Annotated in this window: 8 protein-coding genes and 4 tRNA genes; 9 read left to right on the top strand and 3 right to left on the bottom strand. The window is 60.1% G+C overall.

The window, feature by feature from the left end; all coding sequences use genetic code 11:
- Positions 1–82 precede the first annotated feature (82 nt).
- On the bottom strand, positions 83–1279 hold the full coding sequence (locus H8S56_RS04640) for an amino acid aminotransferase (protein WP_187517979.1): 1197 nt from the start codon (positions 1277–1279) through the stop codon (positions 83–85).
- Between the two features lie 380 nt (positions 1280–1659).
- Here H8S56_RS04640 and uvrB point away from each other — a divergent pair, with 380 nt between their 5' ends.
- The 9 genes from uvrB (at position 1660) to H8S56_RS04595 (ending at position 8265) form a co-directional block, all read left to right on the top strand.
- A complete protein-coding gene (uvrB, locus tag H8S56_RS04635) occupies positions 1660–3675 on the top strand; it encodes an excinuclease ABC subunit UvrB (protein WP_024686331.1) in 2016 nt (671 codons plus the stop codon).
- Between the two features lie 256 nt (positions 3676–3931).
- A complete protein-coding gene (gene gltX, locus H8S56_RS04630) occupies positions 3932–5413 on the top strand; it encodes a glutamate--tRNA ligase (RefSeq protein ID WP_024686332.1) in 1482 nt (493 codons plus the stop codon).
- A 187-nt stretch (positions 5414–5600) separates the two neighbouring features.
- Positions 5601–5676, top strand: a tRNA-Ala gene (locus tag H8S56_RS04625).
- Between the two features lie 76 nt (positions 5677–5752).
- Positions 5753–5828: transfer RNA gene (locus H8S56_RS04620), tRNA-Glu, on the top strand.
- 52 nt (positions 5829–5880) lie between these two features.
- Positions 5881–5956: transfer RNA gene (locus H8S56_RS04615), tRNA-Ala, on the top strand.
- 45 nt (positions 5957–6001) lie between these two features.
- Positions 6002–6077, top strand: a tRNA-Glu gene (locus H8S56_RS04610).
- A 172-nt stretch (positions 6078–6249) separates the two neighbouring features.
- On the top strand, positions 6250–6711 hold the full coding sequence (locus tag H8S56_RS04605) for an acyl-CoA thioesterase (RefSeq protein WP_024685777.1): 462 nt from the start codon (positions 6250–6252) through the stop codon (positions 6709–6711).
- Positions 6712–6740: 29 nt separating this feature from the next.
- Entirely contained in the window at positions 6741–7721 is a 981-nt protein-coding gene (locus tag H8S56_RS04600; RefSeq protein WP_024685778.1) for a tRNA dihydrouridine synthase, read from the top strand.
- Between the two features lie 100 nt (positions 7722–7821).
- Entirely contained in the window at positions 7822–8265 is a 444-nt protein-coding gene (locus H8S56_RS04595; protein WP_024685779.1) for an Hsp20 family protein, read from the top strand.
- A 42-nt stretch (positions 8266–8307) separates the two neighbouring features.
- On the opposite strand, the gene H8S56_RS04590 is transcribed toward H8S56_RS04595, so the two are convergent.
- Together H8S56_RS04590 and H8S56_RS04585 are read right to left on the bottom strand one after the other, a co-directional pair.
- Positions 8308–10449, bottom strand: a complete 2142-nt coding sequence (locus H8S56_RS04590; RefSeq protein ID WP_235986747.1) for a putative bifunctional diguanylate cyclase/phosphodiesterase — start codon at positions 10447–10449, stop codon at positions 8308–8310.
- A 129-nt stretch (positions 10450–10578) separates the two neighbouring features.
- Positions 10579–11448: a LysR family transcriptional regulator gene (locus tag H8S56_RS04585; protein ID WP_187517977.1), complete on the bottom strand. Its 870-nt coding sequence runs from the start codon at positions 11446–11448 to the stop codon at positions 10579–10581.
- Positions 11449–11461 lie beyond the last annotated feature (13 nt).

The following is an 11461-nucleotide window of genomic DNA, read 5'->3' as shown; positions in this document are numbered from 1 at the left end:
TCCCACAATCCCTTGCTTGCTGCGAGACAGCGCAGCCTCGAAGAGGCGGCGGTGTCCGCTCTGTGTGTGCCGGGTAGGTGACTTACAGCACCTTCTTGATCGCGTCGCACACCACGTCGATGTTCTTCTGGTTCAGCGCCGCGACACAGATACGGCCGGTGTCCAGGGCGTAGATGCCGAACTCGCTGCGCAGACGCTGGGCCTGTGCGGCGGTCAGGCCGGAGTAGGAGAACATGCCGCACTGGCGGCCCACGAAGCTGAAGTCCTGACCGGCCGGGTTGTCGGCCAGACGCTCAACCATCGCCTTGCGCATGCCCTGGATGCGCACGCGCATTTCGCCCAGTTCTTCTTCCCACATGGCACGCAGCGCCGGATCGTTGAGCACGGCCGCGGAGATGATTGCACCGTGGGTCGGCGGGTTGGAGTAGTTGGTGCGGATCACGCGCTTGACCTGGGACAGGACGCGGGCGGTTTCTTCTTTCGATTCAGTGATGATCGACAGCGCGCCCACACGCTCGCCATACAGCGACAGCGATTTGGAGAACGAACTGGAGGCGAAGAAGGTCAGGCCGGACTCGGCGAACAGGCGGACCGCGATGGCGTCTTCCTGAATGCCCTGGCCGAAGCCCTGATAGGCCATGTCGAGGAAAGGCACGTGGCCCTTGGCCTTGACCACTTCAAGGACCTTTTTCCAGTCTTCCAGGTTCAGGTCGACGCCGGTCGGGTTGTGGCAGCAGGCGTGCAGCACGACCACGGAATGGTCAGGCAGATTTTGCAGGTCTTCAAGCATGCCGCCACGGTTCACATCATGGGAGGCTGCATCGTAGTAACGGTAGTTCTGCACCGGGAAACCTGCGGTTTCGAACAGCGCGCGGTGGTTTTCCCAGCTCGGGTCGCTGATCGCCACAACGGCGTTGGGCAGCAATTGCTTGAGGAAGTCTGCACCGATTTTCAGTGCGCCAGTGCCGCCGACCGATTGCGTGGTCAATACACGGCCCGAAGCGATCAAGGGTGAATCAGCGCCCAGCAGCAACTTCTGCACGGCCTGGTCGTAGGCTGCGATGCCGTCAATCGGCAGGTAGCCACGTGGCGCGTGTTGCGCAACGCGGATCTTCTCGGCTTCAGCCACTGCGCGCAGCAGGGGAATGCGGCCGTCTTCGTCACAGTAGACACCCACGCCAAGGTTGACCTTGGTGGTGCGGGTGTCGGCGTTGAATGCTTCGTTGATACCCAGGATTGGATCGCGGGGCGCCATTTCGACAGCGGAGAAGAGGCTCATTTTTGCGGCAGCTCTGAATGGAGGGCGGAGAGGAATGCACGCTGCGGCCGACTGCGCCAAAGCGGTGCACAAACGGGGACCTAGTATAAAGAGCATCCCCCAAGGGGGCGACAGGGCGGGGCAGGTTTTTTCAAGGTTTTTCCGGTTATTTACAGAACGTTCGTCCTGCTGAAACCTCAATGGTGTAGCCACTGATAAAATGAGCGCCTTGAAACATGCGCAAACGTCTCCATTTACAGTGCATCACTTCAAGCACTGCCACGGCCCGACGTCTTTAACCGGACGGGATGAGTCGTTGGCGGTGATTTCGTCATTGCCGGTACACCCCGTGCAGACGAGGTCTTGTCGCGAATCCCGCGAACGAATTCAAGAGGTAGGTTATGTCCGAGTTCCAGCTCGTTACCCGTTTTGAGCCCGCTGGCGATCAGCCCGAGGCCATTCGCCAACTGGTCGAAGGGATCGACGCCGGACTTGCGCACCAGACCCTGCTGGGTGTGACGGGTTCGGGCAAGACGTTCAGCATCGCCAACGTCATCTCCCAGGTGCAGCGCCCGACGCTGGTGCTGGCACCGAACAAAACCCTGGCGGCGCAGCTGTATGGCGAGTTCAAGGCGTTCTTTCCAAACAACGCCGTCGAATACTTCGTCTCGTACTACGACTACTACCAGCCTGAAGCCTATGTGCCGTCCTCCGACACCTTCATCGAGAAGGATGCCTCGATCAACGACCACATCGAGCAGATGCGCCTGTCCGCCACCAAGGCGCTGCTGGAACGCAAGGACGCCATCATCGTCACCACGGTGTCGTGCATTTACGGTCTGGGCAGCCCGGAAACCTATCTGCGCATGGTGCTGCACATCGACCGTGGCGACAAACTTGACCAGCGCGCCTTGCTGCGCCGTCTGGCGGACCTGCAATACACGCGCAATGACATGGACTTTGCCCGCGCCACCTTCCGTGTGCGGGGCGATGTGATCGACATCTATCCGGCCGAATCGGACCTGGAGGCGATCCGTGTCGAGTTGTTCGATGACGAGGTCGAAAGTCTGTCGGCGTTCGATCCGTTGACCGGCGAGGTGATTCGCAAATTGCCGCGTTTCACCTTCTACCCCAAGAGCCACTACGTCACGCCTCGCGAAACCCTGCTGGACGCGATGGAAGGCATCAAGGTCGAGCTCGGCGAGCGTCTGGAATACCTGCGCAGCCAGAACAAGCTGGTTGAAGCCCAGCGTCTGGAACAGCGCACCCGGTTCGACCTGGAGATGATTCTGGAGCTGGGCTACTGCAACGGCATCGAGAACTACTCACGCTATCTGTCGGGACGTCCAACCGGTGCGCCCCCGCCGACGCTGTACGATTATCTGCCGCCCGACGCTTTGCTGGTGATCGACGAATCCCACGTCAGCGTGCCGCAGGTGGGCGCCATGTACAAAGGGGATCGTTCGCGCAAGGAAACCCTGGTGGAATACGGGTTCCGTTTGCCGTCGGCGCTGGACAACCGGCCGATGCGTTTCGAGGAGTGGGAAAACGTCAGTCCGCAGACCATCTTCGTCTCGGCGACCCCCGGCAAATATGAAGCGGAACATGCCGGGCGTGTGGTCGAGCAGGTGGTTCGTCCAACGGGGCTGGTGGACCCGCAGATTGAGATTCGCCCGGCGCTGACTCAGGTCGATGACCTGCTGTCGGAAATCAACAAGCGTGCGGCGATTGAAGAACGGGTGCTGGTGACCACGCTGACCAAGCGGATGGCCGAAGACCTGACCGACTACCTGAGCGACCACGGCGTGCGCGTGCGCTACCTGCACTCGGACATCGACACCGTGGAGCGCGTCGAGATCATCCGCGACCTGCGTCTGGGGACCTTCGATGTGCTGGTGGGGATCAACCTGCTGCGCGAGGGCCTGGACATGCCGGAAGTGTCGCTGGTGGCGATTCTGGACGCCGACAAGGAAGGCTTCCTGCGTTCCGACCGTTCGCTGATTCAGACCATCGGTCGGGCGGCGCGTAACCTCAACGGCCGGGCGATCCTGTACGCCGACCGGATCACCGGCTCCATGGAGCGGGCCATCGGCGAGACAGAGCGACGCCGCGAGAAGCAGATCGCGTTCAACCTGGAGCACGGCATCACGCCCAAAGGCGTGTTCAAGGACGTGGCCGACATCATGGAAGGCGCCACCGTACCCGGCTCGCGCAGCAAAAAGCGCAAAGGCATGGCCAAGGCCGCCGAGGAAAACGCCAAGTACGAAAACGAACTGCGCTCGCCCAGCGAAATCACCAAGCGCATTCGCCAACTGGAAGAGAAGATGTACCAGTTGGCCCGCGACCTGGAATTCGAGGCTGCGGCGCAGATGCGCGACGAAATCGGCAAACTGCGCGAACGCTTGCTGGCGGTCTGACGCAGCGCTGGTTCGCGGCAGACGCCGGACTTCGGGAGGCGGCTTGCGGCGATAGCGTCTGTGCCGCCGCTCATGTAGCGTCTGAAAAATCGCATCGCGGGCAAGCCCCCTCCCACGGGGGCTTTGCATTCAACCTCCAGATTCATGTAGCAGGGCGCGGGTTATGTGCTCCATCAACTACAGCGCCCGCGCTGGAGCCTGACGCCCCCGGCCTGTTAACATTCTTTGCTTGATCGACCTTATTTCGGGATTTTCCATGACCACCGTTCGTACCCGCATCGCGCCATCGCCCACAGGCGACCCTCACGTCGGCACGGCTTACATCGCACTTTTCAACTATTGCTTTGCCAAGCAGCACGGTGGCGAGTTCATCCTGCGGATCGAAGACACCGATCAGTTGCGTTCGACCCGCGAGTCCGAACAGCAGATTTTCGACGCGCTGCGCTGGCTCGGCATCGAGTGGAGCGAAGGGCCGGACGTCGGCGGTCCGCACGGTCCGTACCGCCAGAGCGAGCGGGGCGAGATCTACCAGAAATACGCCCGGCAACTGGTTGACATGGGCCATGCCTTCCCGTGCTTCTGCACCGCTGAAGAACTGGACGAAATGCGCGCCGAGCAGATGGCCAAGGGCGAGACCCCTCGCTATGACGGCCGTGCGCTGCTGCTTTCCAAAGAAGAAGTGCAACGTCGTCTGGACGCGGGCGAGCCGCACGTCATCCGCATGAAGGTGCCGACCGAAGGCGTCTGCGTGGTGCCGGACCTGCTGCGTGGCGAAGTGGAAATTCCGTGGGACCGTATGGACATGCAGGTCCTGATGAAGACCGATGGTCTGCCGACCTACTTCCTGGCCAACGTGGTCGATGACCACCTGATGGGCATCACCCACGTACTGCGTGGCGAAGAGTGGCTGCCCTCGGCACCGAAACTGATTCTGCTGTACGAATACTTCGGCTGGGAAAAACCGCAGTTGTGCTACATGCCGCTGCTGCGTAACCCGGACAAGAGCAAGCTGTCCAAGCGCAAGAACCCGACCTCGGTGACCTTCTACGAGCGCATGGGCTTCATGCCGGAGGCGATGCTCAACTACCTGGGCCGCATGGGTTGGTCGATGCCTGACGAGCGTGAGAAGTTCTCGCTGCAGGAAATGGTCGAGCACTTCGACCTGTCCCGCGTGTCGTTGGGCGGCCCGATCTTCGACATCGAGAAACTGTCGTGGCTCAACGGTCAATGGCTGCGTGAGTTGCCTGTCGAGGAGTTCGCCGCTCGTGTGCAAAACTGGGCGCTAAACCCTGAGTACATGATGAAGATCGCCCCGCACGTGCAGGGCCGCGTCGAGACGTTCAGCCAGATTGCGCCCTTGGCCAGCTTCTTCTTCGCTGGAGGCGTCACGCCGGACGTCAAGCTGTTCGAGCACAAGAAGCTCTCAGGCGATCAGGTTCGACAACTGATGCAGTTGATCCTGTGGAAACTCGAATCGCTGCGCCAGTGGGAGAAAGACCCGATCACCGCCTGCATCCAGTCGGTGGTCGAGCACCTGGGCCTCAAGCTGCGTGATGCCATGCCGCTGATGTTCGCCTCGATCACCGGGCAAGCCAGCTCGGTGTCGGTGCTGGACGCGATGGAGATTCTTGGCCCGGACCTGACCCGTTTCCGTCTGCGCCAGGCCATCGACCTGCTGGGCGGCGTCTCGAAGAAAGAAAACAAAGAGTGGGAAAAGCTGTTGGGCGCTATTGCCTGACCCGTGAGGCATATCCCTAAGCCACTGTATGCCTGCGAGAGCAGGGCATGCAGTGGTCGGCCCGGCCTCGGATTTACGGGCTAAAACGGTAAGTGATTGTTATCCCGACGAAAAACTTTCAAATTTCGCGAAAATAAATTTGACAGCTTAGCGACTCGCGCTTAACATGCGCCCCGTCCACTGATGTGGGGCTATAGCTCAGCTGGGAGAGCGCCTGCATGGCATGCAGGAGGTCAGCGGTTCGATCCCGCTTAGCTCCACCAAATTCAAGGTTCAAGGCCTGCTAAAACGGGTTGTTGAATCGATCAGAGTCCCAACTCTGATCAGGTAGAAGGTTTTGTCCCCTTCGTCTAGTGGCCTAGGACACCGCCCTTTCACGGCGGTAACAGGGGTTCGAGTCCCCTAGGGGACGCCAGTTTCACCGAGTGATGCCGGAAGGTTGAACTCCGCCGCGAGGCGATAAATCCGGGGCTATAGCTCAGCTGGGAGAGCGCCTGCATGGCATGCAGGAGGTCAGCGGTTCGATCCCGCTTAGCTCCACCAATTTTGCCAGGGTTCATCACTGATGAACCTGACTGAAGGTTTTGCGTCCCCTTCGTCTAGTGGCCTAGGACACCGCCCTTTCACGGCGGTAACAGGGGTTCGAGTCCCCTAGGGGACGCCACGATTTCCCGCTATGCGGGACCAAGGGTCATTCGATTATTGAATGGCCCTTTTGTTTTTTCAGGGTTTTGTTTTTCTTCAAACCCTGCTCTTGCCCCCAGAAGTCTCCAGGCATGCCGGGTCTGCATTCCAGCTACACTGCCGCCCACACTCTCACCCAAACAGGAGCGAGCATGGTCTGGGATCTGGCAACGCCTTTCGTCATCGACCTGAATGTCGGCAGTGATGATATCGACGGCCTTGGGCACGCCAACAACGCGGTTTATGTCACTTGGCTTGAGCGCTGCGCCTGGCGCCATTCGCAGTATCTGGGGCTGGACCTTGCCGAATACCGCCGTCTGGACCGTGCCATGGCCGTAGTCCGCCACGAAATCGATTACCTGGCCAGCGCCTACGAGGGCGACGAGCTGCAACTGGCGACCTGGATCGTCGATTGGGATCGTCGTCTGAAAATGACCCGCCGCTTCCAGCTCAAACGCCCCTCCGACAACCTTACGCTGCTGAGGGCGCAAACTACCTTTGTCTGCATCGAACTCTCCACCGGGCGCCCGAAGCGTATGCCTGGCGAGTTCATCGACGGTTACGGCGCGGCAATATTGAATGGCAGCGTTCCCAATCCCGGTGACGGGCAGTAAACTGCCGGACTTTTTTTCGAGTGTGACCCATGCAAATTGCTCTGGCGCCCATGGAGGGGTTGGTCGACGACATCCTGCGTAATGTGCTGACTCGCGTCGGCGGCATTGACTGGTGCGTGACCGAATTCATCCGTGTGACCGAGCGGGTCATGCCTGCCACTTACTACTACAAAATGGCCTCCGAGCTGCACACCGATGCCAAAACGGCTGCGGGTGTGCCGCTGCATCTGCAGTTGCTGGGCTCCGACCCGGTATGTCTGGCAGAAAACGCCGCCTTTGCCTGCGAACTGGGCGCGCCGGTCATGGACCTCAACTTCGGCTGCCCGGCCAAGACGGTGAACCGCTCCCGTGGCGGGGCGATCCTGCTCAAGGAGCCTGATCTGCTGCATTCCATCGTCAGCCAGGTACGGCGCGCCGTGCCAGGCGAGATTCCGGTCACCGCTAAAATGCGTCTGGGCTATGAGAACACCGACGGTGCCCTCGACTGCGCCCGGGCGCTGGCCGATGGCGGTGCCGAGCGCATCGTCGTTCATGCGCGGACCAAGGTCGATGGCTACAAGCCGCCAGCACATTGGGAGTGGATCGCGCGCATTCAGGAAGTGGTCAAGGTCCCGGTCGTCGCCAACGGTGAGATCTGGACGGTCGAGGACTGGCGACGCTGTCAGGAGATCTGTGGCGCGCGAGACATCATGATCGGTCGCGGCCTGGTGGCGCGTCCTGATCTGGCGCGGCAAATTGCAGCGGCTCATGCTGGCGAGGAGGTGGTCGAGATGACCTGGGCCGAGCTGCAACCGATGCTGCGCACCTTCTGGGGCGACTGCCTGGCGAAGATGACCCTGGTGCAGGCACCGGGCCGTCTCAAGCAATGGCTGGTACTGCTGACCAAGAGCTACCCGGAGGCGACGCTGATGTTCAACGCCCTGCGCCGCGAAACCGACTGCGACCGGATCAGTGTCCTGCTCGGTTATTCAGCCGACAGCAGAGCCGACGAACGGTCATATTTTTCGTAAAAAACAGCTCTTGAAAAGTCAGCAGGCGACCCTAGTTTGGGGAATACGCGACGCCTAATCAGGGTCGCGTAACGACTCGCTGACTAACAGGAGAATTATCATGGCGACTGCATTTTCTCTGGCTCCACTGTTTCGTCACTCAGTGGGCTTTGACCGTTTTAACGACCTCTTCGAGTCGGCTGCGCGCAACGACTCGACCAGCGGCTACCCTCCCTACAACGTTGAGCGTTACAGCGACGATCAATACCGAATCGTGATCGCCGCGGCGGGCATGCAGGAGGAGGACCTTGATCTGCAGGTCGAGAAAGGTGTGTTGACCGTGACGGGCGGCAAGCGCGAGCGCGAAGCCGAAAACGTGACCTATCTGCATCAGGGGATTGCCCGGCGCGAATTCAAGCTGTCGTTCCGGCTGGCGGACAATATCGAGGTGCGAGGCGCGGATCTGTCCCATGGCCTACTGAACATCGATCTGGTGCGTAACGTGCCGGAAGAGGCCAAACCAAAGCGCATCCCGCTGAACACTCAGAAAACCATCGAGCATTGATGATGGACGTCACAGAAAGGCGCCTTCGTGCGCCTTTCTGCGTCAGTGGTCCGGCAGCAGGCTGGGTTGGTGCAGGTGCTTCTTGAGCTGCAGTAGGGTCTCGAACCCGGAATCGTCCAGCGGCTCACTGAACAGATAGCCCTGATAGACATAGCAGCCCAACTGTTCAAGAAAGGTCAGTTGCTCGATGGTCTCGACGCCTTCGGCAATGACGTTGAGGCTCAGGCTTTGCGCCATGGCGACGATAGCGCGGATGATTTCGGCGTCATTGGGATCGCTGGTGGCGTCCTGAACGAACGACTGGTCGATTTTGAGTGTGTCCACCGGCAGGCGCTTGAGGTAGGTCAGCGACGAGTAGCCAGTGCCGAAGTCATCCATGGCAAAGCTGATCCCAAGGGCCTTGAGTCTGCGCATCTTGGCGATGGTGTCTTCCAGGTTCTGGATGACGATGCCTTCGGTGATTTCCAGCTTGAGCATGCTGGCAGGCAATTGGTGCTGCTTGAGGCTGTGTTGCACCCGTTCCACGAAGTCATTCTGCCGAAACTGGCGGGGACTGATATTGACCCCCATCAGAAAGGCATTCTTGTCGATAAGGCCCTGCCTGAGCAGCCGTCCACCTGTCTTGCAGGCTTCGTCCAGCACCCAACTGCCCACTTCGAGAATCATCCCGCTTTCTTCAAGGATCTGCACAAACCGGGTCGGAGGCAACAGGCCGTAATCGGGGTGCTGCCAACGCAGCAGCGCTTCGGCCCCATTGATAGACTCATTTCGGCAGTCCACCTGAGCCTGGAAGTGCAGGTGAAATTCTTGCCGGGTCAAGGCCAGGCGCAGATCGTTTTCCATGCGCAGGCGCTGGCTGACCGCTTTTTGCATCGAACTGTGGAAGAACTGTGCGGCGTTGCGTCCTGAATCCTTGGCGCGATAAAGCGCGATATCGGCTCGCTTGAGCAGGTCGGCAGGTGTCAGGCCGTCGTCGGGAATCAGCACCATCCCGATGCTGGGGGTGACCTGCAGACGGTGACCGTCGAGAAACATCGGCTCTGCGAGCAATTCACGCAGGTTGTCGGAAAGCTCCTGCACCTGCTGAGTGACTTCGTGTCGAGCGCCTGTAAGCCCGCAGATCAGGACCACGAACTCGTCGCCGCCCAGGCGCGCCACGGTGTCTTCCTGACGCACGCTGGCTTCCAGTCTGGCGGCAATGATATTGAGCACGCTGTCGCCGACCGGATGGCCCAACGAGTCGTTGATGTGCTTGAAATGGTCCAGATCCAGAAACAGCAGCGCACCGCGCAGGCCATGATGCCTGAGCAGTGACAGCTGCTGGCTGAGGCGGTCCATGAGCAGGGCGCGATTCGGCAGGCCGGTGAGCGAGTCGTGGTAGGCCAGATGCTGAATCTGCGCCTGAGCGCTCTTCAACTGCCCGATGTCGCGCGCGTTGATCAGCAGGCACGCGGTGTCGTTCAGGGTGATGAACTCTGCGGATACATCCAGCGTCAGTGGGTCGCCATTCTTGTTGCGGCCCGCCATTTCGCGGTGATGAACCCGACCCGTCTCATGCAGTTGATCGATCATATGCTGACGCTGGTCGGTATCGGTCCAGATGCCGATTTCGTCCACGGTCTTGCCCAGTACTTCAGGTGCGCTGTAGCCGGTCAGGCGGCAAAAACCGTCGTTGACCTCCACGTAACGCCCAGTGCCCAGTTCGGTGATGGTGATGGAGTCGGGGCTTGAATGAAATGCCTTGGCGAATTTCTCTTCGCTGACTTCTAGTGCGGCCTGGGCCTGCTGCTGGGTGATGTCGAGCAGGGTGCCCGCCAGTCTGGCAGGCGCTCCGGTCTCGTCCCTGTAGAGCAGGGCGCGACTTTCCAGAAGCCGCGACTGTCCGTTTTCCAGCATGAAACGATAGGTCAGTCGGAAGGTGTCCTGTCTGGCTTTGAGCACTGCACGGTAAGCGCGGCGCATGCGTTGGCGTTCGCGGGCAGGCACATTCTTGAAAAAGTGCGCGAAGTCATCGTCCACAGGCTGTGCGCTCAGGCCGTGCAACTGCGCGGCGCGGGCCGAAGCCTGCAGTCGGTCTGTGGAAATGTCCCATTCCCAGGTGCCCATCTGCGCCGACTCAAGCGCCAGGTGAAGGCGATCCTGCGTTTCTCGCAGGGTCTGCTCCACACTGGGGTGCGTCGGCATTGTGACTGACGGCTGGTCGTGCACCGGCAGGATGGAGTCGTCCAGGGAGTTGGGCATTGATCACGAGCCTTTATAAATAAAGCCGGTAAAACGATCGCTCTGCATCCTGCATGCACTGCACTATAAACGTTATATCTGCGCGTCTAGCAATTTCATGAATGCCCTCGCGGCATTCGACAGGGTACGTTCCGTGTGCAGGATATAGCCTAGCTGGCGATTGAGCTGCACGCCTGGCAATGGAATGCGCGCGACTTGTTCGTCGAGCATGGTGCGCGGCAGAACACTCCACGCCAGCCCGATGGAAACCATCATCTTGATGGTTTCCATGTAGTTGGTGCTCATGGCGATGTTGGGTTTCAGGCCTTGGGCTTCACACAGGCCGCTGACGATGTGGTGGGTAAAGGTGTTGCCACCGGGAAACACCGCCGGATAACGCACGATGTCTTCCAGCTTCATCGGGCCGCTATTGGCCAGCGGATGTTCCGGCGCGGCAACGAAGTCCAGCGGGTCGTCCCATACCGGTGTGGCGCGCACCAGAGCATGAGGCTCGGGGGCTAGCGTGATGACCGCCAGCTCGGCCCGTCCGTGCAGAATCTCTTCATAGGCGACTTCGGAATCCAGAAACTGAATGTCCAGCGCCACGGCCGGGTAGGTCCGGGTGAACTCGCGTAATAAAGGTGGCAAGCGGTGCAGGCCGATGTGGTGACTGGTCGCCAGCGTCAGGCGCCCTGTGACCTCGCCTGTCAGGTTGGTCAGGGCGCGGCGGGTGTCATCCAGCACATTGAGGATCTGGTAAGCGCGGGGCAATAACGCCCGGCCTGCCTCGGTCAGGCTCACTTCGCGGCCCAGACGATCGAACAGGCGTACATTCAGTTGCTGTTCAAGGCCGGCAATCCGCTTGCTGATGGCTGGCTGGGTAAGGTGCAGGCGTTCACCGGCACCCGAGAAACTTCCGGTTTCAGCGATGGCAAGAAAAGCGTTTAGGTTGGCGAGGTCCATAGTCAGATTCCAT

Origin of the sequence: Pseudomonas triticifolii, assembly GCF_014358015.1 — a bacterium.
Lineage (GTDB): Bacteria > Pseudomonadota > Gammaproteobacteria > Pseudomonadales > Pseudomonadaceae > Aquipseudomonas > Aquipseudomonas triticifolii.
The sequence above is the reverse complement of the archived record's forward strand: the minus strand, read 5'-3'. Positions and strand labels throughout refer to the sequence as shown.